Origin of the sequence: Pseudonocardia endophytica (assembly GCF_004339565.1) — a bacterium.
Lineage (GTDB): Bacteria > Actinomycetota > Actinomycetes > Mycobacteriales > Pseudonocardiaceae > Pseudonocardia > Pseudonocardia endophytica.
Genome location: NZ_SMFZ01000001.1, coordinates 2742422 through 2765040, shown reverse-complemented (window position 1 = coordinate 2765040; position 22619 = coordinate 2742422). Strand labels below are relative to the sequence as shown.

At 72.5% G+C, this 22619-nt stretch carries 20 protein-coding genes; 10 read left to right on the top strand and 10 right to left on the bottom strand.

Annotation, left to right across the window (positions count from 1 at the left end; genetic code table 11):
• The first annotated feature begins 14 nt into the window (after nt 1-14).
• Complete coding sequence (locus EV378_RS12525) at nt 15-1379, top strand: FAD-binding oxidoreductase (protein ID WP_132424259.1); 1365 nt, start codon at nt 15-17, stop codon at nt 1377-1379.
• Here the strand turns inward: EV378_RS12525 and EV378_RS12520 are convergent.
• Genes EV378_RS12520 through EV378_RS12495 form a run of 6 tightly spaced genes read right to left on the bottom strand, consistent with a single transcriptional unit; the run spans nt 1334 to nt 8398 of the window.
• Nucleotides 1334-2599 carry a hypothetical protein gene (locus tag EV378_RS12520; RefSeq protein WP_132424256.1) on the bottom strand — a complete coding sequence of 422 codons (1266 nt, stop codon included), beginning with the start codon at nt 2597-2599 and terminating at the stop codon, nt 1334-1336. The two genes, EV378_RS12525 and EV378_RS12520, sit on opposite strands and share 46 nt — an antisense overlap.
• Nucleotides 2596-3777, bottom strand: a complete 1182-nt coding sequence (locus EV378_RS12515; RefSeq protein WP_132424253.1) for a hypothetical protein — start codon at nt 3775-3777, stop codon at nt 2596-2598. Before EV378_RS12515 ends, EV378_RS12520 begins: the two co-directional genes overlap by 4 nt.
• A complete protein-coding gene (locus EV378_RS12510) occupies nt 3774-4955 on the bottom strand; it encodes a hypothetical protein (RefSeq protein WP_132424250.1) in 1182 nt (393 codons plus the stop codon). The genes EV378_RS12515 and EV378_RS12510 overlap by 4 nt, the downstream gene beginning before the upstream one ends.
• Entirely contained in the window at nt 4952-6394 is a 1443-nt protein-coding gene (locus EV378_RS12505; RefSeq protein WP_207908649.1) for a phytoene desaturase family protein, read from the bottom strand. Before EV378_RS12505 ends, EV378_RS12510 begins: the two co-directional genes overlap by 4 nt.
• A gap of 7 nt (nt 6395-6401) precedes the next feature.
• Complete coding sequence (locus EV378_RS12500; protein WP_132424244.1) at nt 6402-6749, bottom strand: STAS domain-containing protein; 348 nt, start codon at nt 6747-6749, stop codon at nt 6402-6404.
• Nucleotides 6746-8398 carry an ATP-binding SpoIIE family protein phosphatase gene (locus EV378_RS12495; RefSeq protein WP_132424241.1) on the bottom strand — a complete coding sequence of 551 codons (1653 nt, stop codon included), beginning with the start codon at nt 8396-8398 and terminating at the stop codon, nt 6746-6748. The genes EV378_RS12500 and EV378_RS12495 overlap by 4 nt, the downstream gene beginning before the upstream one ends.
• 352 nt (nt 8399-8750) lie before the next feature.
• On the opposite strand from EV378_RS12495, the gene EV378_RS12490 reads away from it, so the two are divergent.
• The gene (locus EV378_RS12490) at nt 8751-9260 is read left to right on the top strand and encodes a hypothetical protein (protein WP_132424238.1); all 510 of its coding nucleotides are present in this window, start codon (nt 8751-8753) and stop codon (nt 9258-9260) included.
• Complete coding sequence (locus EV378_RS12485; protein WP_132424235.1) at nt 9257-9589, top strand: hypothetical protein; 333 nt, start codon at nt 9257-9259, stop codon at nt 9587-9589. The genes EV378_RS12490 and EV378_RS12485 overlap by 4 nt, the downstream gene beginning before the upstream one ends.
• Nucleotides 9590-9686: 97 nt before the next feature.
• On the opposite strand, the gene EV378_RS12480 is transcribed toward EV378_RS12485, so the two are convergent.
• The gene (locus tag EV378_RS12480; protein ID WP_132427809.1) at nt 9687-11198 is read right to left on the bottom strand and encodes a dolichyl-phosphate-mannose--protein mannosyltransferase; all 1512 of its coding nucleotides are present in this window, start codon (nt 11196-11198) and stop codon (nt 9687-9689) included.
• Between the two features lie 117 nt (nt 11199-11315).
• Here EV378_RS12480 and rsmI point away from each other — a divergent pair, with 117 nt between their 5' ends.
• On the top strand, nt 11316-12167 hold the full coding sequence (gene rsmI, locus EV378_RS12475) for a 16S rRNA (cytidine(1402)-2'-O)-methyltransferase (RefSeq protein WP_132424232.1): 852 nt from the start codon (nt 11316-11318) through the stop codon (nt 12165-12167).
• 4 nt (nt 12168-12171) lie between these two features.
• On the opposite strand, the gene EV378_RS12470 is transcribed toward rsmI, so the two are convergent.
• Together EV378_RS12470 and EV378_RS12465 are read right to left on the bottom strand one after the other, a co-directional pair.
• Nucleotides 12172-13359, bottom strand: a complete 1188-nt coding sequence (locus EV378_RS12470) for a cation:proton antiporter (protein ID WP_132424229.1) — start codon at nt 13357-13359, stop codon at nt 12172-12174.
• Nucleotides 13360-13365: 6 nt separating this feature from the next.
• Nucleotides 13366-13848, bottom strand: coding sequence for a cation:proton antiporter regulatory subunit (locus tag EV378_RS12465; RefSeq protein WP_132424226.1), 483 nt, complete (start codon nt 13846-13848; stop codon nt 13366-13368).
• Nucleotides 13849-13913: 65 nt separating this feature from the next.
• On the opposite strand from EV378_RS12465, the gene zwf reads away from it, so the two are divergent.
• Nucleotides 13914-15299, top strand: a complete 1386-nt coding sequence (gene zwf / locus EV378_RS12460; protein ID WP_132424223.1) for a glucose-6-phosphate dehydrogenase — start codon at nt 13914-13916, stop codon at nt 15297-15299.
• Nucleotides 15296-17092, top strand: a complete 1797-nt coding sequence (locus tag EV378_RS12455; RefSeq protein ID WP_132424220.1) for a glycoside hydrolase family 15 protein — start codon at nt 15296-15298, stop codon at nt 17090-17092. Before zwf ends, EV378_RS12455 begins: the two co-directional genes overlap by 4 nt.
• 4 nt (nt 17093-17096) lie before the next feature.
• Here EV378_RS12455 and EV378_RS12450 read toward each other — a convergent pair whose 3' ends face one another.
• On the bottom strand, nt 17097-17687 hold the full coding sequence (locus EV378_RS12450) for a hypothetical protein (protein WP_132424217.1): 591 nt from the start codon (nt 17685-17687) through the stop codon (nt 17097-17099).
• 93 nt (nt 17688-17780) lie between these two features.
• Between EV378_RS12450 and metG the strand changes: the two genes are divergently transcribed.
• The 4 genes from metG to rsmA all read left to right on the top strand — a co-directional run bounded on the left by metG (nt 17781) and on the right by rsmA (nt 22588).
• Nucleotides 17781-19571 (top strand): methionine--tRNA ligase, encoded by a 1791-nt coding sequence (metG, locus tag EV378_RS12445; RefSeq protein WP_132424214.1) that lies wholly within the window; start codon nt 17781-17783, stop codon nt 19569-19571.
• Between the two features lie 103 nt (nt 19572-19674).
• Nucleotides 19675-20511 (top strand): TatD family hydrolase, encoded by an 837-nt coding sequence (locus tag EV378_RS12440; RefSeq protein ID WP_132424211.1) that lies wholly within the window; start codon nt 19675-19677, stop codon nt 20509-20511.
• 413 nt (nt 20512-20924) lie between these two features.
• Entirely contained in the window at nt 20925-21665 is a 741-nt protein-coding gene (locus tag EV378_RS37045; RefSeq protein WP_132424208.1) for a resuscitation-promoting factor, read from the top strand.
• A gap of 71 nt (nt 21666-21736) precedes the next feature.
• On the top strand, nt 21737-22588 hold the full coding sequence (gene rsmA / locus EV378_RS12430; protein WP_132424205.1) for a 16S rRNA (adenine(1518)-N(6)/adenine(1519)-N(6))-dimethyltransferase RsmA: 852 nt from the start codon (nt 21737-21739) through the stop codon (nt 22586-22588).
• Nucleotides 22589-22619 lie beyond the last annotated feature (31 nt).

Genomic DNA, 22619 nt, shown 5'->3' with positions numbered 1-22619 from the left:
CCACGGAGCCCACCATGACCACGATCCTTCCCCCCGACGAGACCCTGTCCACCGTCGTCGGCCCGGTGTTCCGGGCGACCGACGAGGGCTACACCGAGGAGGTCATGGGCTTCAACGTCGCCTACATGCCCTCCCCGAGCCTGGTGGTCGGTGCGACGTGCGACACGGACGTCGCGGCCGCCGTCCGGTACGCCACGGAGCTCGGCCTCCCGGTCGCCGTGCAGTCGACCGGCCACGGCCTGCTCAGCGACCTGAACGGCGCCGTGCTCGTGTCCACCCGCCGGATGACCGGCTGCACCGTCGACCCGGTCGCCCGCACGGCGCGGGTGCAGGCCGGGGTCCGGTGGCGCGAGGTCATCGACGCCGCCGCCCCGTACGGCCTGGCGCCGCTGAACGGCTCGTCGTCGACGGTCGGGGTCGTCGGCTACACGACCGGCGGCGGCCTCGGACCGATGGCCCGCCGGCACGGCTTCGCCGCCGACCACGTGCTGTCCGCGACGGTCGTCACCGGCGACGGCGAGATCCGCACCGTCGACGCGGAGCGCGACCCGGACCTGTTCTGGGCCGTGCGCGGCGGTAAGGGCACCGTCGGCATCGTCACCGAGATCGAGTTCGAGCTCGTCGAGCAGCCGCGGTTCTACGGCGGCGGCATCTTCTTCCCGGGTGAGGCGGCGCCCGAGCTGCTGCACGCCTGGCGGGAGTGGGCGCCCACCCTGCCCGAGGACACGACGACGTCGGTGGCACTGCTTGCGCTTCCCCCCGACCCGCAGCTGCCGCCGCCGCTGCAGGGCCGGTTCGTCACCCACCTGCGGTTCACCCACCTCGGGTCGGCCGACGAGGGCGCCGAGCTGATCGCCCCGATGCGCGCCGTCGCCGAGCCGATCATGGATCTGGTCGACGAGATGCCGTACGCGGCCGTGGACGCCGTGCACATGGACCCGCAGTCGCCGATGCCGTGCTGGGACAGGGGGACGACGCTGTCCTCGCTGCCCGCCGAGGCGGTCGAGGAGATCCTCGCCGAGGCCGGGCCGGACTCGTCGAGCCCGCTGGTGCTCGTCGAGCTGCGCCTGATGGGCGGGGCGATCGCGCGGGCGCCGCGGGTCCCGAACGCGGTCGCCGGGCGCGACGCGGCGTTCTCGCTGTACTGCCTCGGCGTGCCCGCCGGTCCGGACGCGGCCGTGCAGGTGCCGGCCCGGTGCTCGTCGCTGGTCGAGTCGCTCGCGCCGTGGGCGGCCGGCGGGCTGGTCAACTTCTACGGCCAGGCCGGTCCGGCGCGGCTCGGGTCGCTGTGGTCGGACGCCGACCGGGCCCGGCTGCTGGACACCAAGCGGCGCTACGACCCGGCGGGCGTGTTCCGCACGAACGTGGTGATCGGCTGACTCCGCTGGTCCGGCAGCACCGGCGCCGGCGCGGGCCTCCACAACCAGGCCCGGGTCGGCGCCACGGCGTGGTCGAGGACGGTCAGCAGCTCGGCCTCGGTGTCCCGGCCAGGGTCGGCACGCAGCCGGTCGGCGTAGGCGGCGACGGCGCGGTGCGCCTCGTGGCGTTCCCGGTCGAAGCGACGGTCGACGACGGCCTGCAGCCGCCGTCGCAGCGGACCCACCAGGGACACCGCCGCCAGCGTGGCCGCCGCGACGCCGAGCGAGCCGGCCGCGTCGGGCACCAGCACCGATGCCGCCGCGACGACGGCGACGTAGACCGCGACCACCGCGCCGGTCAGCAGCGCGTAGGACACGGTGCGGCTGACCAGGCGGTCGATGTCGTAGAGCCGGTAGCGCAGCACGGCGACCGCGATCACGACCGGCAGCAGCGGCAGGGTCAGGCCGGTGCCGATCTGGACGACGTCCGGCCACGGCGCTGCGGTGATCAGGCCGCGGCCGACGGCCTGGGACAGCAGCACGGACGTCGCGAGCACCACGCCGTACCACCCGAGCCAGCGCAGCTGGGCCCGCTGCTCCGGGCCGCTCGCCCGGTAGCGCAGGACGGTGACGGACGCGGCGAGCACGAACACCACGCTCGTCGCGACCTGCAGCGGGACGGCGGCGACCTCCGCGACCGGGGTCAGCACCGGCACCGGAGGGACCGGGGACGCGACGGTCGGGTAGTCGACCAGCATCCCGGAGTGGAACGGCAGCACGACGACGATCGCGCCGGCCACCGCCGTCGCCACCGCCAGCACCACCCGCCCGAACCGGCCGGGCACGCGGCCGTCCGGGAACAGCACGAGTGTCGCCCAGACGCCCCAGAGCAGCGGGGCCCACGCGAAGTCGTCGACCCAGGCCGCCCACTGCCCGAGCGGCACGGCCTGCCCGTACATGTACGTGGTGCCGACCGTGCTGGCCAGCGTCTCGACGGCGAGCACGCCCCCGGTCCCGACGAGCACCCAGCCGATCCGGTGCCCCGCGCCACGCAGCACGATCAGCGTGCCCAGCGCCACGAACAGCAGCGACGTGTTGAACAGCACCCCGCCGCTGATCGCCTCGGCGGGGGAGGCCCCGACGAGCGGCCGCCCGACGCGGACGACGACCGTCAGGACCGAGCACACCATGGCCAGCGCCAGCACGGCGAGGCAGACGGCGGTGGCGCGGCGCCGCGTCACGTCCGCCCCTGCGTCGGCGTCGGTGTCGGGGTCCAGAGGAACGCCCGCTCCGGGGCGACGGTGCGCTCCAGCACGTCGTGGATGTCGGCCTCGCGGAACGTCTCGGTCGTCCGCAGGCGCTCGGCGTAGCCGGCGACGGTCCGGTGCGCGTCGTAGCGTGCGCGGTCGAAGCGCCGGTCGACGACGTCCTGCAGCCGCCGTCGCAGCGGCCGCACCACCGAGACGGCGAGCAGCGTCGCCGCCGCCACACCGAGCTGCCCGGCGTCGTCGTGCAGCAGCGCCGACGTGCCGGCGACGACGCCGACGTACAGCCCGGCGACCGCGCCGGTCAGCAGCGCGTAGGAGACGGTGCGGCTGACCAGGCGGTCGACGTCGTAGAGCCGGTAGCGCAGCACGGCGACCGCGACGACGACCGGCAGCATCGGGAACGTGACGCCGGACAGGACGTCGAGCACCGGAAGCCAGCCCTCCGGCACGACGAGCCGCACCGGGATCACGATCCCGATCAGCAGCGCCTGCCACGCCAGCCAGCGGATCTGCGCCCGCGCCACGGTCCCGGACCCCCGGTAGCGGACGATCACGCAGGCCGCGACCAGCAGGAACACCAGAGGGACTGACGGCTGGAGGAACGGCAGCACGGCCCGGGTGACGTCGGTCAGCACGGGTACCGGCGGCACCGGCGAGGTCACCGTCGGGTAGTCGATCAGCTGTCCGGAGTGGAACGGTACGAGCACCAGGATCGCCCCGGCCACCGTGCAGCCCGCCCAGAGGCCGACGCGGGTGAGCCGGTTCGCCACCCGGCCGTCCGGGAACAGGAGCAGGATCAGCCAGCAGCCGAGCAGCAGCGGCGCCCACGCGAAGTCGTCCGCCCAGGCCAGCCACGGACCGAGAGGCACGGCGACGCCGCCGACGTACGCCTGCGCGGCCGTCGCGGCGACCATGTCCACGGCGAGCGCCACGCCCGTCCCGACCAGCAGCCACCCGATCCGGTGGCCCTGTCCGCGGCGGACGATCACCGTGCCCAGCCCGGTGAACAGCGGGGAGCACGCGAACAGCACGTTGCTGACGACCCGCGCCCAGGTCAGATCCGGCGTGACGGCCAGCAGGTACCAGCACAGCAGCGTCGCGACCACGCTCAGCGCGATCGCCCCGGTGCAGAGCAGACGGGCCCGCGTCATCGGTTCGGCTGCCACAGCCAGGCCGTCGTCGGCGCGACGGTGCGGGACAGGACGTCGTGCAGGTCGTCCTCCTGGAACGTGTCCATGGTGCGCAACCGGTCGGCGTAGTCGGCGACGGTGCGGCGGGCGTCCGACCGCGCGCGGTCGAACCGCCGGTCGACGACGTCCTGCAGCCGGCGTCGCAGCGGACGCACCAGCGAGACGGCGGCGAGCGTCGCGACCGCGACCCCGAGCGACCCGGACGCCTCCGGCACCAGCACCGACGCCAGCGCGACGACGCCGACGTAGACCGCGACCACCAGTCCGGTCAGCAGCGCGTAGGAGACGGTGCGGGACAACAGCCGGTCGATGTCGTAGAGCCGGTAGCGCAGCACCGAGATCGCGACGACGACCGGCAGCACCGGCATCGTGAGCAGGGTGGCGACGGACACCGCGTCCGACCACGGCGCGGGGAGCACGTTCTGGGCAATCACGAACAGCACCGTGACCAGCGTCGACCAGCCGAGCCACCGGATCTGCGCGCGGATCTCGGGCCCGCCACCCCGGTAGCGCAGCACGACGCACACCGCCGACAGCACGAACATGCCGAGCATCAGCGGGATCAGCGCGGCGTGCACCGGCCCGGACAGCGCGGACAGCACCGGTACCGGCGGGACGGGGTTCGCGACGCCCGGGAGATCGTAGAGATTGCCGGGCGTGAACGGGAACGTCAGCAGCACGGTGACCGCGACGGCAAGCCCCAGCGCGACGGCCACGCGCGCCGTCCGGGTGGACGCGCGGCCGTCCGGGAACAGGATCAGCGTCAGCCAGACCCCGAGCAGGAGCAGCACCCACACCCAGTCGTCGGTCCACGCGGCCCACGCGCCGAGCGGGACCGGGTGGCCGTCCTGGTAGAGGCTCCCCACCCCGGACCCGACGGAGCTCGCCAGCAACCCCAGTCCACTGAGGACGAGCAACCGGCCGATCAGGCGCCCCCGGTCGTGCCCGCGGAGCACGATCACGACGCCGACACCGACGAAGATCAGTGTGGTCACCGACGTGACGGCCCCGGCGAGCAGGTCCGCCACGGTGGGGTGGACGCGGCCGAACCCGTAGGACGCGTACAGCACCACACCCGAGCCGACGACGCCGATCAGCAGCACGATCGCGGCGCAGACGCGGTTCCACCGGTCGCTCACCGGCGCACCTCCGCCCGTCCGCGCGCGTGCACCGACCGCAGCGCCTCCCGCGCGGCGAGGTGCCCGGACATGCCGTGCACGCCACCGCCGGGCGGGGTCGACGACGAGCACAGGTAGACGCCGGGCAACGGCGTCGCGTAGCGGGACCACTGCGGCGCCGGGCCGAGCACGGTTCCGAGCAGCGTCGCCATGCCGCCGTTGATGTCGCCGCCGACGTAGTTCTCGTCGTACTGGTGATATCCGGCGGCGGTGCGCGTGGAGCGGTGCAGCACCAGGTCGCGGAAGCCGGGCGCGAACCGTTCGACCTGCCGCTCGATCCCGGCGGTCATGTCGCGATTCGACCCGTTCGGCACGTGGCAGTACGCCCAGAGCGTGTGGTGGCCGGCGGGCGCGCGGGTCGGATCCATCACCGAGCCCTGCACGGCGAGCACGTACGGCGCGTCCGGATGGCGCCCCGCCTCGACGTCCGCCTCGCTGCGGGCCAGCTCGCCGAGCGTGCCGCCGAGGTGCAGCGTCCCGGCGCGGCGGGCGTCCGGGTTCGTCCACGGCACCGGGCCGGACAGCGCATAGTCGATCTTGAACACGCCGGGCCCGTACCGGTGGTCGCGCATGGCCTTCGCGAAGCGCGACGGCAGGTGGTCACCGGCGATCGCGAGGAACTGGCGGGGCGTGACGTCGAGCAGCGTCACCGGGGCGTCCGGGACGGACCGCACGGGGTGGTCGCAGACGATCTCGCCGCCGAGCCGGGTCAGCTCCGTCACCATCGCGTCGACCAGCACCCCGCTGCCCCCCTCGACGACCGGCCAGCCGGACGCGTGCGCCGCGGTGATCAGCGCGAGCCCGAACGCCGACGTCAGCGGGGCGCTCAGCGCGCGCATCGCGTGCGCGGCCGCCCCGGCGATCAGGCCCTGTCCCTCGTCGGAGCGGAACGAACGGGCCAGCACGGACGCCGGCAGCAGGCCGGGCACCCCGAACCGGGCCAGCGTCACCGGATGCCGCGGCACGCTGCGCAGGTCGCCGAGGACGTCCGGCCAGAGGTCGTCGGCGTTGCGGGCGAGCGGGCCGACCACCTGTCGCCAGCGCTTCCCGTCGCCGGGCGCGATCTCGTCCAGCCCGTCGGCCGTGCGGTCCACGTCGGCGTGCAGGACACCGGCCCGCCCGCCGTCCAGCGGGTGCGCGTAGGCGACCTCCGGGCGGCGCAGCCGCACGCCCAGCGACTCCAGGTCGAGCGTGCGGAAGAACGGCGAGACGACGGCCAGCGCCTGCACCGTCGAGCAGACGTCGTGGAGGTAACCGGGGCCGGTCAGCTCGGCCGTGCGGCAGCCGCCGCCGGGCGTCGACGCGGCCTCGTACACACGGACGGACAGTCCGGCCCTGGCCAGCGTGATCGCGCCGGCGAGCCCGTTCGGCCCGGCTCCGACGACGACGGCGTCCGGCACCGCGATCTCAGGCCGCCACGGTGGAGACGGCCGCGTCCTCGTCGTCGACGACGGCGATCGCCTCGTCCAGCCGGGTCAGGCTGAAGATCTCCCGGTAGTGGTCGGACAGGCCGAACGCCAGCAGCCGCTGCTTGGCGCGGTTCGTGCGCACCAGCAGGGTCACCAGCATCCCGATGCCCGACGAGTTCATGTAGCCCAGCCCGGAGAAGTTCAGGACGACCGCGCGCACCGTCGGACCGACCTCGTCGTAGGCCGCCTCCAGCGCCGGCTTGGCGTCGGCCGTCACGTCGCCGACGACGTCGATCACCGCCACCCGCGTGCCGGGACGGCGCACCGTCATCTGGACGTCGGTCATCGGGTCCTCCCCGGTCTGGCGTCGGAGTCCTGCAGGGCCTGGGTCAGCACGACGGTGTGGCGCTCCGGGTCGTCGTCCGGCGCCGGCAGCGTGTCCACGGCGTCGACCATGTGCCGCACCAGGAACAGGCCCCACCCGCGCGGGGTCTGCTCCTCGGCGAGCTTCGCGTCCAGGTCCGGCTCCGGGTCCGGGCCGGACAGCTCGAACGGGCCGCCGCGGTCGCTGACGTGGACCTCGACGCCGTCGTCGGTGGCGTACACGGCCACGTCGACGGTCAGCGCCGGGTCGTGCCGGTTGCCGTGCTCCATCGCGTTGCCCACGGTCTCCCCGACCGCCGTCCGCAGCCGCTGCACGCGGTCCCAGGCCATGCCCAGCTCGAGCGCCGCCTCGCCGACGCGGTCCACGACGTCGCGCTCCCCGCCCGGGTCGCTCGGTACGTGCAGCGTGAGCTCGGCGTGGCCGGGCTCCTGGCGCGGGTCGTCGGACGTGCGCCTCTCCCGTTCGATGGTCACGAGCGTGATGTCGTCCTCCTGCTCGGCTCCCGGACCGGTGAACGCGGCGAGCTCGGACAGGCAGCGGTCGATCAGCGTGCGCCCGCCGGGCGTCGCGCCGACGAGCCGGCGGACCCGGCCGAAACCGAACAGGTTCCGCTGCGCGTCGTGCGCCTCGGCGAGCCCGTCGCTGTGCAGCAGCATCGACTCGCCGGCGACGACGACGTCGTCGACCTCGTCGTAGGTCTGACCCGGCAGCAGCCCCAACGGCATGCCGGTGGCCCGCAGCTCCCGCACGCCGCCGTCGGGTCCGCGCAGGTAGGGCAGGTTGTGCCCGGCGTTGGCGAACACGACCCGCCCGTCAGCGGGGTCGATCACCATGACCAGGCAGGTGACGAACATGTGCTCGGGGATCGACGCGCACAGCAGGTCGTTGACCCGGGCGAGCACGGCGCCGGGGGACACGAGCCGCGGCCCGTTCTCCCGGAGCAGGGCGTGCGTGCTGGACATGACCAGCGCGGCCGGCACGCCCTTGTCGGTGACGTCGCCGCAGACGACCATCAGCCGTCCGTCGTCGAGGGCGACGAAGTCGTAGAAGTCGCCGCCGACGGTGCGCGCCGGCCGGTAGAGCGCCTGGACGGTCCAGCCGGGCAGCGCGGGCAGCTCCTGCGGCAGGAACTGCTGCTGGATCAGCTGCGCGACACGCAGTTCCTGCTCCATCCGCTCGACCTCGCGGGCCTCCGCCTCGTGCTCGCGCACCAGCTGCCCGACCCGCAGTGCGGGCGCCGCGTGCCCGGCAAGCGTGTCCAGCAGCCGCCGGTCGTCGGTGGAGTAGCCCTGCTCGGACCGGCGCGGTCCGAGGTTGAGCACGCCGACCAGCTCACCGGCCGTGACCAGCGGGACGACGAGCACGATCCCGGCCTTCCGCAGCGCCGAGACGGCGGGGGAGCCCAGCTCGTCGAGCGTGTCCAGGTCGACCGGGGACGCCGTGCGGCGCAGGTGGTCGAGCAGCGGGTCGTCCGGGGCGATGTCGACCTGCGGGGCGGGGGCAGGCTCGTCGGACGGCGGGCGTTGGGAGGGGATCTCGGAACGACGACGCGCGAGCGCGCTCGAACGGCCGAGCCGTCCGAGCGTGCGCATCCGGTCCAGCACGGCCACGGGAGTCCTTGCGGTGGGGGTCGTCTGCGGAGTCGTCCGGACGCGGCCTGTCGTTACGACCGAACCGTCCGTTCACGAGCCTGCCCGACGTGTCGAGCTGAACGGACTTCCGGTCGAGATGGCACTCATGGCTGTTCGATCATGGGTGGGACAGCCATGGACGACATCTCGACTGGTGCCGACCCTGCCTGGGCGTGGCCGATAACAGGGCTCGTTTCATCACGTGACGGCAGCCAGACGCGTCACGGAGCAGTTCGGTCGACGAATTTTCGATCGCGAACTGTCCGTCCGGAAAGGCGGTGTAGCGCCGGCGAGCGCCTGTGACTCTGTTCTCACCGACAGTGGAGGTTTCATGCGGCACTGGGTCCGCCGTATCGGCGCAGGATTATCGAGTACGTCGATCGTTGCCGTGTTGTCGCTCGCGATTCCGCCTGCGGCCGTCGCAATGACCCCTGGCGTCGACGCCTGCGCTGCCAAGTCGCAGGAGTCGGTCGTGCTGAACTACCGGCGTGGTGCCGTCGTCATGCCGCTTCGATGCGGTTCGGCGACATGGGGTTTCCGCCATGTCGTCGCGCGATTGAGGTGGAACGAGCGCTTCGACGCGAGCATCGCACTGACGTTCTCGCGAGGACAGGAGTTCCACAATGGCTCGACGTACGCGCTCTTCGACGCGGACTGTCGGGAGCGTTTCCGTGTCAAGGTCAATCCCAGGGCCTTTCGCGGTGTGGAGTTTCGCCCTCAGGGTATCGTGACCGCCTACGAGACGAACTGGCCGAACTCGGTCGGCTGGACCGGAAACCTGGCGGATGCCGGCTACCGATCGGACTGCAAACTCTTCGACAGGATTAGGCTGCAGGCGTGAGCGTTCCTGCTGGAGACTGGACGGCCGGGCAGCTGTGCGAGGCGCTGATCGCTCCGCCTGGCGTATCGCCCGCTCGCCCCGCGACGATCACCGTCGAGCGTCTCGACCGAGCCGGTGCGGACGATGCGGGAGTGCTCGTCGAGGTCACGGTCGCCGACGCTCGGGGTGTCGATCGGTGGCGTCTGACCTTCCACTCGATGTGGGCCGACCTGTGTGAGTTCCCGCTGGAGGACGCGGCGCTGATCGCGCGGGCGAACATCGAGGAGTGGTGGGACACGCGCGAGGGCGAGCCCGAACCACCTTCGCTCACCGCCGAACGCCTCGCTTGACCGGGACTCCGGTCGAGATGGCACTCATGGCTGTTCGATCATGGGTGGGACAGCCATGGACGACATGTCAACCGGTCTCGATCGTCGGGGCGGCGGTTCAGCGCCAGGACGGCAGCCAGAGCTCGGCCTGCCAGTGCGCTTCGGTGATCGGGTTGCCGTTCAGGATCGGCCACAGCCACACGAAGTTGACGATGATCAGCGCGACCCATGCGGAGACGAGCATCAGGCCGATCCGGCGTCGTCGTTCCGGGACGCCGGAGCGGCCGAGCATCTGCCCCATCACCAGCACCGTCGCCAGCACCAGGAACGGTGCCACCGGCATCATGTAGAAGTAGTACATCTGCCGGTCGAGGTTCAGGAACCACGGCAGGAACCCGGCCCCGTAGCCGACGAGCACGGCCACCCAGCGCCAGTCCCCGCGCGTGACGGCCCGCCACAGACCCCAGACCAGCACGGGGATCGCCGGCCACCACAGCGCGGGCGTGCCGATCAGCATCACGGCCTGGACGCACTTGTCCGCCGAGCAGCCGGACACGCCGGAGTCCGCGTACTGGTAGAGCATCGGACGCAGCCCCATCGGCCACGTCCACGGCTTCGACTCCCACGGGTGCTGGCCGGCGGTCTGCGTGGTCAGTCCTTCGTGGAACGCCAGCACCTGGCCGTGGTAGTACCAGAGCGACCTGATCGCGTCCGGCAGGAACGACCACGCCCCGCCGGTCCCGATCTCCCGGCCGACGACGTGCCGGTCGACACCGGTCTCGCTGGCGAACCAGGCCCACCACGTGGACAGGTACGCCACGAACGGGACCAGCCCGAGCGCCCACGCCGACGGCAGCAGGTCCCGCATCGCCGTGCCCGCCCACGGCCGTGCGACCCCGGCGCGGCGGCGCAGCGACACGTCCCAGAGCACGGCGAGCAGCGCGAACGCGACGACGTAGTAGCTGCCGCTCCACTTCACGCCGCAGCCGAGCCCGAGCAGCACGCCGGCGGCCAGCCGCCACCAGCGCACGCCCCAGCGCGGGCCGTACGGGTCGTCCCCGACCCGGTCCTGACTGATCACCAGGGCCATCCGGGCGCGCACGTCGTCGCGGTCGCAGAGCAGTGCCGTGAACCCGGCCACCACGAACAGCGCCGAGAACACGTCCACCATGCCCATGCGGGACTGCACGTGGGACAGCCCGTCGCAGACCAGCAGCACACCGGCCAGCCCGCCGAGCGCCGTCGACCGGGTCAGCCTGCGTGCCGCGCGCACGACCAGGAGCACGGTGAGGACGCCGGCGAGCGCGGCGGAGATCCGCCAGCCGACGCCGTCGTAGCCGAAGGCCATCTCGCCGAGCGCGATCAGCTGCTTGCTCAGCGCCGGGTGCACGACTTTCTCGTAGGCGGGGTTGTCCTCGATCCCGCCGTTGCGCACCATCTGCCAGGCCTGCGGCACGTAGTGCTTCTCGTCGAAGACGGGCGTGCCGCGGTCGGTCGGCTGCCCGAGGTCCCACAGCCGCAGGAACGCGGCGAGCAGCGTGACGCCGATCGTGACCAGCCAGCCGCGCAGCGCGTCGGTGGCCGGTGGCCTGCCCAGGCGGGAGATCGGGCCGGGGTCGGCCCTGCGCATCGGAGGCGGCGTCCCCGCGGGGGTCAGCCCGGGGATCTCCCCGGTGCCCGCCACGCGGCTGCCGGGCTCGGCCGTCGCGGTGTCGGAAGCCACGGGAGCCGATCGTAGGCTTGATGGATGTCCGCCGCGCTCGACCGTCCCGGTGCTCTGGTCCTGGCGGCCACCCCGCTCGGCGATCCGCGTGACGCGTCGCCGAGACTGCGCGAGCTGATCGCGACCGCCGACGTCGTCGCGGCCGAGGACACCCGCCGGTTCAAGACGCTGGCCGCCATGCTCGGCGTCCGGTACGAGGGGACGGTCGTCAGCCACTACGACGCCGTCGAGGCCGACCGGATGCCCGGTCTGCTGGACGCCGTGCGCTCCGGGGCGACGGTGCTCGTGGTCACCGACGCCGGCATGCCCGCGATCTCCGACCCCGGCTACCGGCTGGTGGCGGCCGCCGCGGCCGAGGACCTGCCGGTGACGTGCGTGCCCGGCCCGTCGGCGGTGACGACGGCACTGGTGCTGTCCGGGCTGCCGTGCGAGCGGTTCTGCTTCGAGGGCTTCGCACCGCGCAAGCCGGGGGAGCGACGACGGTGGCTCTCCGCTCTGGTGTCCGAGCCGCGGGCGACCGTGTTCTTCGAGTCCCCGCGCCGGACCGCCGATCTGCTCGCCGAGGCGGTGGCCGTGCTCGGCGCGGACCGTCGCGCGGCCGTGTGCCGCGAGCTGACCAAGCGCTACGAGGAGGTCCGGCGGGGGACGCTGGGCGAGCTCGCGGCGTGGGCGTCCGAGGAGGAGGTGCGCGGTGAGGTGACGGTCGTGCTGGCCGGCGCCGCGCCGCCCGAGGCGCCGCCGATCGAGAGCCTGATCCCGGCCGTCCGGGAGCGGATGGCCGACGGCGAGCGGCTCAAGGACGCCGTGAACGCCGTCGCCGCCGCCACCGGCGTCAGCAAGCGCGACCTCTACAACGCGACCCTCGCCGCAGGCTGAGAACTCAGCTCTGCGTCGCCGGACGTGCGGTCGGGCGCCGGACGAGCGCCCGGCTCACCGGCTCGACGAACCGGGCCGCGATCGGCCCCAGCACGGCCATGAGCAGCACGTACGCCGTCGCGAGCGCGGAGAGCTGGTCCGGCACGGCGGCATAGCTCACGGCCAGACCGGCGATCACGATCGAGAACTCCCCGCGTGCGACGAGTGCGGCGCCGGCCCGCGCACGCCCCAGGTTCCCGATGCCCGCCTGGCGGGCCGCCCACCAGCCCGTCGCGAGCTTCGTCAGCGTCGTCGCGACGGCCAGCACGACCGCCCAGCCGAGCACCGGCGGGATCTCCGACGGGTTCGTGTTCAGCCCGAACACCACGAAGAACACGGCCGCGAACAGGTCGCGCAGCGGCTCCAGCAGCTTCGTCGCGTTCTCCGCCGTCGACCCGGAGATCGCGATGCCGAGCAGGAACGCGCCCACGGCCGCGGACACCTGCATCGCCGACGCGAAACCGGCGACCAGCAGCGCCGCGCCGAGCACCTTGAGCAGGAACACCTCGCGGTCCGACGAGTCGACGATCGCCGAGACGAACCGCCCGTAGCGCAGTGCGATCACCAGCACGAGCGCGATCACGGCGACGGAGACGGCGACCGCGGACAGCCCGCCGAGCAGCGTCACTCCGAGCAGCAGCGCCGTGAGGATCGGCAGGTAGAGCGCCATCACCAGGTCCTCGAACACGAGGATGGACAGCACCACAGGCGTCTCCCGGTTACCGAGACGCCCCAGATCGGACAGGACCTTCGCGACGATCCCGGACGACGAGATGTAGGTGACGCCGCCGAGCACCATCGCGCCGACCGCACCCCAGCCGAGGATCAGCGCGACCGCCACGCCGGGCGCCGCGTTCAGCACGATGTCCAGGATCCCGGACATCCAGGAACGGCGGAGCCCGGTGATCAGCTCGGCGGCCGAGTACTCCAGACCCAGCAGCAGGAGCAGCAGGACGACGCCGACCTCGCCGGCCAGCGACGTGAAGTCGCCGATGTCACCGAGCGGGATGATGCCGCCGGAGCCGAACGCCAGCCCTCCGATCAGGTAGAGCGGGATCGGCGACATCCCGATCCGGTTCGCCAGCCGGCCCAGCAGGCCGAGGCCGAAGAAGACGGCGCCGAGCTCGAGCAGTTCGAGTGCGGTGTGATCCACGGCCACTCAGCCGTGCTGGAGGATCTTGGCGGCCTGCTCCAGTCCCTCCGACGTGCCGACCGTGACCAGCAGGTCGCCACCGGCGAGCGTGAACTCGGGTGTGGGGGACGGGTGTGCCTGGCCGGCCCGCATCACCGCGACGACCGACACCTTCGTGCGCGTGCGCAGCGCCGTGTCGCCGAGCGTGCGCCCGTCGAACGCGCTGTTCGTGCGGATCGGCAGCTGCTTCGTGTGGATGCCGGGGAGCTCGCGGTGCTCGTCGTTGAGCTGGTTGACGAGCTGCGGCGCGCCGAGCAGGTTGGCCAGCACCCCGGCCTCCTCGGTGGTGAGCGGCAGCTCGGCCACGCAGGCGTCCGGGTCGTCGGCCTTGGACAGGATCAGCTCGACCTGCCCGTCCCGGTGCGTGATGACACCGATCCGGCGGCCGCCTCGCAGCTCGAACTCCTTGCGCACCCCGATACCGGGAAGAGGAGTGACGTCGACGTTCACACTGCAACGGTAACCCGGTCGCAGGTCACGGTTCCGGCGAACCGGTCGCGGGTACACGGGCGATCATGGAGCCAGGGGAGACGCTGCCGCCGTACGTGATCGTCCTGTTCGGCGCGACCGGCGACCTCGCCCGGCGCAAGCTGTTCCCCGGCCTGCTGCGCCTGTGGAACGCCGGGCTGCTCCCGGAGGTCCGGGTCATCGGCTCCGGACGGCACTCCCCCGGCACCGACGAGGAGTTCCGGGCCGGGATCGGTCTCGACGGGGAGAAGGGCTGGGAGGAGTTCGCGTCCCGGCTGACGTTCGTCCCGTCGAACGCCGACGACGGTTCCGACCTGGCACGTGCCGTCCGCGAGGCCGAGGACGGGCTCGGTGACGGCGCGCGGCGGCTCGTCTACCTGTCCGTCCCGCCGGGCGCGATGCTCGGCATGGTCCGGATGCTCGGCGACAGCGGGATCGCGGACAACTCCCGGCTCGTCCTGGAGAAGCCGTTCGGCACCGACCTGGAGTCGGCGCGGGAGCTGCACGCCGGCCTCCAGGAGGTGTACCGCGAGCGCGACATCTTCCGGATCGACCACTTCCTGGGCAAGGAGTCGGTGCAGAACATCCTCGCGCTGCGGTTCGCGAACGGGCTGTTCGAGCCGGTCTGGAACCGGCAGAACGTCTGCTACGTGCAGATCGACGTGCCGGAGGAGATCGGCATCGAGGGCCGCGCGTCGTTCATGGAGTCCACCGGCACGTTCCGGGACATGATCTCCACGCATCTGTTCCAGATCCTCGGTTTCGTCGCGCTGGAGCCGCCGGTGCACGTCACGCCGGAGCAGCTGCACGAGGAGAAGGAGAAGGTGTTCCGCTCCGTCCGGCCGCTGGACCCGTCGCGCGTCGTGTTCGGGCAGTACGACGGCTACCGCGACGAGGACGGTGTCGACGACGCCTCGACCGTCGAGACGTTCGTCGCGCTGGAGGCGTTCGTGGACAACTGGCGCTGGCACGGCGTCCCGTTCCTGCTGCGCACCGGCAAGGCGATGGGCGCCACCCGGCGCACGGTCACGATCGGCTTCGCCGAGCCCGCGATGCGGATGTTCGACGGCGGCGCCGAGCACGGACCACCGTCCGAGCTGGTCCTGGAGCTCACCGACGACCCGACGATCGAGCTGGACGTCCGCGCGAAGGTCCCCGGCCCGTCGTTGCGGATCGGGCGCGGCCGGATGCGGCTCGACCTCGCCGAGTCCTTCCCGGACGACGAGCCCCTGGAGGCCTACGAGCGCCTGCTGCTGGACGTGATGCGCGGCGACCCGACGCTGTTCACGTCGACGAACGAGGTGGAGCGGCTGTGGGAGCTGTGCGACCCGGTGCTCGCCGACCCGCCGCCGTCGCAGACCTACGCCAGGGGCTCGTTCGGTCCGGCCGAGGCGCTGGAGCTGCCGGGGCCGCGCGGCTGGCGCGTCGGATGAGCGACTACCTCCCGATCGCCGAGCACGGCGTCATCGGTGACCTGCGCAGCGCCGCGCTCGTCGGCACCGACGGCACCGTCGACTGGTTCTGTCCCCGCCGGTTCGACCGGCCGAGCGTGTTCGCGTCCCTGCTCGACGCCGGTCGGGGAGGCCACTGGCGCCTGCACCCGACGTCGGAGGTCAGCAACCGGCACCAGTTCTACTATCCGGACTCGAACATCCTGATCACGCGCTTCCTCACCGAGCACGGGATCGTCGAGGTCCAGGACTTCCTGGTGCTGCTCCGCCCGCACGACGACGAGCACCGCCAGCGCCTCGTCCGGCGTGTCACCAGCGTCCGGGGGACGGTCGGCATGCGCGTCGAGGTCGCGCCCCGGCCGGACTACGCGCGGGAACACCCGTCGGTCTCCGGCACCGCGGGCGGGGTCCGGTTCGAGGGCTCCGATGTCACCCTGGACCTCTCGTCGACGGTGTCGCTCGAGACCGCGGACGGCGCCGCCACGGCCGCCTTCGACCTCGCAGAGGGCCGGACCGAGGTGTTCGTGCTGGAGATCGGCGAGGGGACCGGCGAGCTCGTCGAGGTCGAGGACGCGGACGCCCTGTTCGAGGGCACGGTCGGGTTCTGGCAGCGGTGGCTGTCCGGTTCGACGTACTCGGGGCGCTGGCGCGAGCGCGTGCACCGCTCCGCGCTCACGCTGAAGCTGCTCACGCACGAGCCGACCGGCGCCGTCGTCGCGGCTCCGACGATGGGTCTCCCGGAGCGGATCGGCGGCGAGCGGAACTGGGACTACCGCTACGTCTGGATGCGCGACGCCGCGTTCACGCTGTACGCGCTGCTGCGGCTCGGCTTCACCGAGGAGGCGGCCGCGTTCATCGGCTGGCTGACCGACCGCTTCTCCGGCGGGCAGGACGGTGAGCGCGGTCCGCTGCGCGTCCTCTACTCCATCGACGGCGACGACGACGTGGCCGAACACGAGCTCGACCACCTGGAGGGCTACCGCGGGTCCCGCCCGGTGCGGGTCGGCAACGCGGCGGCCGACCAGCTCCAGCTCGACATCTACGGCGAGATCATCGACTCGGTCTACCTCTACGACAAGCACGGCGACGGTGTCTCGCACGACGACTGGACGAACCTCGTCGTGATCCTGGACTGGCTGCGCGAGCACTGGGACCGGCCGGACGAGGGGATCTGGGAGACCCGCGCCGGGCGCCAGCACCACGTGTTCTCCCGGCTGATGTGCTGGGTGGCGATCGAGCGGATGATCCGGATGGCGCGACGGCGCGGCCTGCCCGGCGACGTCGCGGCCTGGACCGAGACCCGCGACGCGATCTACCACCAGATCATGGAGCGCGGCTGGAACGCCGAACTGGGGAGCTTCGTGCAGCGCTACGGCGCCACGACACTGGACGCGTCGGTCCTGCTCATGCCGATGGTCAAGTTCTGCGCTCCGACCGAGCCGCGGTTCCTGTCCACGTTGGACGCGATCAACCGGGACCTGGTGGTGGACACGCTGGTGTTCCGCTACGACCCGGAGGACTCGCCGGACGGTCTGGACGGCGACGAGGGCACGTTCTCGATGTGCTCGTTCTGGAACGTCGAGGCGATGACACGTGCCGGACGGCTGGACCACGCCCGGATCGCACTGGAGAAGATGTTCAGCTACGGCAACCACCTCGGCCTCTACGCCGAGGAGATCGGCCTGACCGGTGACCAGCTGGGCAACTTCCCGCAGGCGTTCACGCACCTGTCCCTGATCAGCTCCGCCATCAACCTGGACCGGGCCCTGGGCTGACGCCTCAGGCGACCGGCCCTGGCCATCCGGCTCGGACGGCGGACTCGAACAACCGCACCCCGTGGTCGACCACCAGGTCCCGCTCCACCGGGCTGGCCGGATCGAGCCACGCGAACACCAGCTCGCTGAGTCCGCCGAGCGCGAAGTGTCCGGCCGCGCGCAGGTGGTCGGGCTCCATCCGGGACTCCCGGTTGGAGTTGACGACGATCTCGGCGAACCCGCGGTTCGCGCTGCGCCGCTTGTCGAGCAGTTCCGGGCAGCCGATCGGCTCGGCCAGTACGACGGCGCGCCGGTGGTCCCCGGCGACGTCGCCGACCATCACCTCCAGCAGCGCGCGCATCCGCGGTGCCATCGTCGGTGCGGCGTCGGCCATCGCGCTGAGCATGGCCGCGCTGCGCTCGTCGACGATCGCGTCGAAGATCGCGCAGGTCAGGTCGGCGGGGGAGGCGAACTCGTCGCGGAACTCCGCCAGGTCCACCCCGGCCAGCTCCGCCGCCGCGGCGGGCGTGGCGGCCGGCCACCCGCGGTCGTGCCACAGCTGCAGACCGGCGTCGAGCAGCGCCTCCCGCGCACCCTCCCGCCCCGGTTCCTCCACGCAACCGAGCATGCCACCGCCCCCTGTGCACGGTGTGTGAGCCCGCTGACGCCCGCACGCAATCCGCTTCCGTGCGGCGAATACGCTGGTCGTATGAGTTCGTCCGTGCTGACCGCGGTGGCGTGGCCGTACGCCAACGGTCCCCGGCACATCGGTCACGTGTCCGGTTTCGGTGTGCCCTCCGACGTGTTCTCCCGCTACCGGAGGATGGCGGGGGACCGGGTGCTGATGGTGTCCGGCACCGACGAGCACGGCACTCCGATCCAGGTGCAGGCCGACGCGGAGGGCCTGACCGCGCGGCAGCTCGCGGACAAGTACAACGACGTGATCACCCGGGACCTGCAGGGCCTCGGGCTGTCCTACGACCTGTTCACCCGCACCACGACCTCGAACCACTACGAGGTCACGCAGCAGATCTTCCTGTCGCTGTACAAGAACGGGTACATCGTCCCGAAGACCCAGATGGGCGCGATCAGCCCGTCGACGGGCCGGACGCTGCCGGACCGCTACGTCGAGGGCACGTGCCCGATCTGCGGCTACGACGGCGCGCGCGGCGACCAGTGCGACAACTGCGGCAACCAGCTCGACCCGGTCGACCTGATCAACCCGCGGTCGCGGATCAACGGCGAGACGCCCGCGTTCGTCGAGACCGAGCACTTCTTCCTCGACCTGCCCGCGTTCTCCGACGCGCTCGGGTCCTGGCTCGCGACGCGCACCGACTGGCGGCCGAACGTGCTGCGGTTCTCGGCCAACCTCGTCGAGGACCTCAAGCCGCGCGCGATCACCCGCGACCTGGAGTGGGGCGTGCCGATCCCGCTCGACGGGTGGCGGGACAACCCGTTGAAGAAGATCTACGTCTGGTTCGACGCGGTGATCGGCTACCTGTCCGCGAGCGTCGAGTGGGCGCGGCGCGGGCCGGACCCGGACGCGTGGAAACAGTGGTGGACGAACCCGTCCGCCGAGGCCTTCTACTTCATGGGCAAGGACAACATCACGTTCCACTCCGTGATGTGGCCGGCGATCCTGCTCGGGCACAACGGACAGGGCGACCGCGGCGGCGAGCCCGGCACGTACGGGACGCTGGACCTGCCGAGCGAGGTCGTCTCGTCGGAGTACCTGACGATGAGCGGCTCCAAGTTCTCCACCAGCCGCGGCACCGTGATCTACGTCGGTGACTTCCTGCGCGAGTTCGGGCCGGACGCGCTGCGCTACTACATCTCGGTCGCCGGCCCGGAGAACCAGGACGTCGACTTCACCTGGGACGAGTTCGTCCGGCGGATCAACTTCGAGCTGGCCAACGAGTGGGGCAACCTGGTCAACCGCTCCATCTCGATGGCGCACAAGAACGTGGGGTCGATCCCGAAGCCGGTCGCGCCGGAGGCCGCCGACGCCGAGCTGCTGGCCGCGTCGAAGGCCGCGTTCGACACCGTCGGGGACCTGCTGCGCCGCAACCGGTTCAAGCAGGCCTCCGCCGAGGCGATGCGCGTCGTGTCCTCGGCGAACAAGTACCTCTCCGACCAGGAGCCGTGGAAGCGCAAGGACGACCCGGAACGCCGGGACACGATCCTGCACACGGCGCTGCAGGTGGTGCAGGACGCGAACACGCTGCTCACGCCGTTCATGCCGCACGCCGCGCAGAAGGTGCACGAGGCGATCGGCGGCACCGGCGTGTGGGCCGCGCAGCCGCAGCGGCGCGAGGTCGAGGAGCTGGGCGACGGCCCGTCGTACCCGGTGCTCACCGGCGACTACGCGGACGAGCAGGCGCACTGGGGCTCGACGCCGATCGAGGTCGGACGCCCGCTGGCCAAGCCGTCGCCGATCTTCGCTAAGCTCGCCCCCGAGCTGGGGGAGACGGGCCCGGAGTGGGCCCCGATCAACCCGTGAGCGCTCCGCACCGCCCGGCGGACGCCGCGACCACCGTGCGAACGAACGGGCCGTTCGGGCAACGGGACTGCTCGAACGGGCCCCTCGTTCGCGGAGGCGCCGGGTGAGCGGACCGTACGGCCGCCGTCCCCGTCCGGACCCGCCGGAACCGCTCGGCGCGAGCGTGACCGACTCGCACACGCACCTCGACGCGTGCGGGTGCGAGACGGCCGAGGACGTCGCCGCCGCGATGGACCGGGCGCAGGCCGTCGGCGTGACCCGCGCCGTGACGATCGCCGACGACCTGGACGCCGCACGGTGGGCGGTGCGGGCCGCACACTGGGACGAGCGCGTGTACGCGGCGGCGGCCCTGCACCCGACGCGCACCGCCTCGGTGTCCGCGGACGACCTGGCCGAGATCGAGCGGCTCGTCGCCGACGAGCGCGTGGTCGCCGTCGGCGAGACCGGTCTCGACTACTACTGGGACCACTCACCGCCCGCCGCCCAGCAGGACGCGTTCCGCTGGCACATCGGGCTGGCCAAGCGCGTCGGCAAGCCGCTGATGATCCACGACCGGGAGGCGCACGACGACGTGCTGCGCATCCTGCGCGAGGAGGGCGCTCCGGAGACGGTGGTGTTCCACTGCTTCTCCGGCGACGCGGCGATGGCCCGTGAGTGTGTCGACGCCGGTTACGTTCTGTCGTTCGCGGGGCCGGTGACGTTCAGGAACTCGCATGCCCTCCGCGAGGCCGCCGCGCTCGTGCCGGACGACCGGTTCCTCGTGGAGACGGACGCGCCGTTCCTCACGCCGCACCCGCACCGGGGTCGCGCCAACGAGCCGTACTGCCTCCCGTGGACGATCCGGGGGATCGCGGATGTACGAGGCGACTCGGCCGAACGGGTCGCCGATGTCACTCACCGCAACGCCGAGCGGACGTTCCGGCTCGCCGGAACGGGATGACCGGGTCTCCTGCGCCCACCGGTCGGCCGAACAACGCTCGGCGTCGCACACCGTCCGTTCGGCGCGGGGACGGCGAGTCACCGTGTTCTGTCCGTGACCATCTACTACCGTCCTCGCTCGTACCCGCCGGGATGGGAACGCTCCCCCGCGGTGACACACGACCGGTCCGCTCCCCAGCGACGGATCATCGGCAACGGCGCCGGGATGATCCACAGCACCGTTCGCGTTCGCCGCACGTTCTCCCTGCCCGGACCGACGACCCTCGGGAAGTCATGATCGAGCGCACTGTTCGTCTGTCCCGTGACGCCTTCGGGCGTGCGACCGGCTCCTCCTCCCCGGGAGCCGCGACGGACTCCGGTCCGGCGGGTCTCGGCAGCGGGTACGAGTCCATCGGACGGCACCGGTCGACCGGCATGAACCGGTCGACCGCCCGGACCGCCGCCGCGGCCGCCCTGTTCGCCGTCCCGACCGGTGGCGTCGCCGCCGCGGTCATCGCCACCGACCTCGGTGGCGACCAGACCCAGGCGCTGAAGACGAACCTGGCGGCCAGCACGTCGCCGCTCGGCTCCGGTGCGTCGATGAACCTGTACCAGCCGGTCGAGGCGGGCACGCTGCAGGCGGCGGCCTCCCCGATGACCGGGCAGCAGATCGTCGAGTCGCAGAAGACGCCGATCCCGGAGCAGGTCCAGCAGGACCCGAACGCCCCGGCCGGCACGCGGACCGTCGTCGACCCCGGCGCCGAGGGCACGCGCAGCGTCATCTGGCGGGTCAACTACGACAACGGTCGCGAGGTCGGGCGCGAGCGCATCGGCGCCGGCTCGTCCACCCCGGCCAAGCCGCGCGTCGTCAAGGTCGGCACGAAGCAGGCCGAGGTCGAGAAGCCCGCCGAGAAGAAGAAGTCCGACGCTCCCGCGGTCGGCGGCAGCACCCGCTGGGACAAGATCGCCAAGTGCGAGTCCGGCGGCGACTGGTCGATCAACACCGGCAACGGCTACTACGGCGGCCTGCAGTTCGACAAGCAGACCTGGAACGCCTACGGCGGCGACCAGTACGCCCCGCGCGCGGACCAGGCGTCCCGCGAGGAGCAGATCGCGGTCGCGGAGAAGGTGGCCGACGACCGCGGCTACGGCGCCTGGCCGGTCTGCGGCAGCTGACGCGCGACGTCCGACGGGCCGTACCCACCCCGGTGCGGCCCGTCGTCGTTTCGAACGGCGAGGATGTCCCGGTGCCCGACCCCGCGCTCGCCCGCCTGCTCGGCCCGGCCGACGTGCGCCGCCTCGCCGACCGGCTGGACCTGCGCCCGACCAAGCGGCTCGGGCAGAACTTCGTGCACGACGCGAACACGGTCCGACGGATCGTGCGGACGTCCGGCGTCGACGACACCGACGAGGTGCTCGAGGTCGGGCCCGGGCTCGGGTCGCTGACGCTCGCGCTGCTCCCGGTCGCCGCCCGGGTGCACGCCGTGGAGATCGACCCGGCGCTGGCCGGCGCGCTGACCGGCACGGTCGCCGATCGCGCGCCGGAGCTCGCCGACCGGCTGACCGTGACGACCGCGGACGCGCTGCGGGTCGTGGGTGCCGACATCGGGGAGCCGACGGCCGTCGTCGCGAACCTGCCCTACAACGTGGCCGTCCCGGTGCTGCTGCACCTGCTGGCCGAGCTGCCGTCGATCCGTCGTGGGCTGGTGATGGTGCAGGCCGAGGTCGCCGACCGGCTGGCCGCCCGCCCCGGCTCGAAGGAGTACGGCGCGCCCAGCGCGAAGCTGGCCTGGTACGCCGGCGCCGTGCGCGCGGGCCCGGTGCCGCGGGCCGTGTTCTGGCCGGTGCCGGGCGTCGACTCCGGCCTGCTGGCGTTCACCCGCCGCGACCCGCCCGCCGGGGACAGAGCCGCAACGTTCGCCGTGATCGAGGCCGCGTTCGCGCAGCGGCGCAAGGCGCTGCGGTCGGCGCTGTCCGGATGGGCCGGCGGCGCCGCGGCCGCGGAGGAGGCCCTGCGCGCGGTCGGGCTGGACCCGATGACCCGGGCCGAGCGGGTCGACGTCGGCACGTTCGCCGCGATCGCCGCCCACCGGGGCTGAGGGTCCCCGCGCGAAACTGTCGGTGGTCCGG

What these genes read in the sequence shown, in the direction of transcription:
- EV378_RS12525 (WP_132424259.1), top strand. Translation starts at nt 15, where the DNA reads ATGACCACGATCCTTCCCCCCGACGAGACCCTGTCCACCGTCGTCGGC.
- EV378_RS12515 (WP_132424253.1), bottom strand. Translation starts at nt 3,777, where the DNA reads ATGACGCGGGCCCGTCTGCTCTGCACCGGGGCGATCGCGCTGAGCGTG.
- EV378_RS12500 (WP_132424244.1), bottom strand. Translation starts at nt 6,749, where the DNA reads ATGACCGACGTCCAGATGACGGTGCGCCGTCCCGGCACGCGGGTGGCG.
- EV378_RS12490 (WP_132424238.1), top strand. Translation starts at nt 8,751, where the DNA reads ATGCGGCACTGGGTCCGCCGTATCGGCGCAGGATTATCGAGTACGTCG.
- EV378_RS12480 (WP_132427809.1), bottom strand. Translation starts at nt 11,198, where the DNA reads ATGCGCAGGGCCGACCCCGGCCCGATCTCCCGCCTGGGCAGGCCACCG.
- rsmI (WP_132424232.1), top strand. Translation starts at nt 11,316, where the DNA reads ATGTCCGCCGCGCTCGACCGTCCCGGTGCTCTGGTCCTGGCGGCCACC.
- zwf (WP_132424223.1), top strand. Translation starts at nt 13,914, where the DNA reads ATGGAGCCAGGGGAGACGCTGCCGCCGTACGTGATCGTCCTGTTCGGC.
- EV378_RS12455 (WP_132424220.1), top strand. Translation starts at nt 15,296, where the DNA reads ATGAGCGACTACCTCCCGATCGCCGAGCACGGCGTCATCGGTGACCTG.
- metG (WP_132424214.1), top strand. Translation starts at nt 17,781, where the DNA reads ATGAGTTCGTCCGTGCTGACCGCGGTGGCGTGGCCGTACGCCAACGGT.
- EV378_RS37045 (WP_132424208.1), top strand. Translation starts at nt 20,925, where the DNA reads ATGAACCGGTCGACCGCCCGGACCGCCGCCGCGGCCGCCCTGTTCGCC.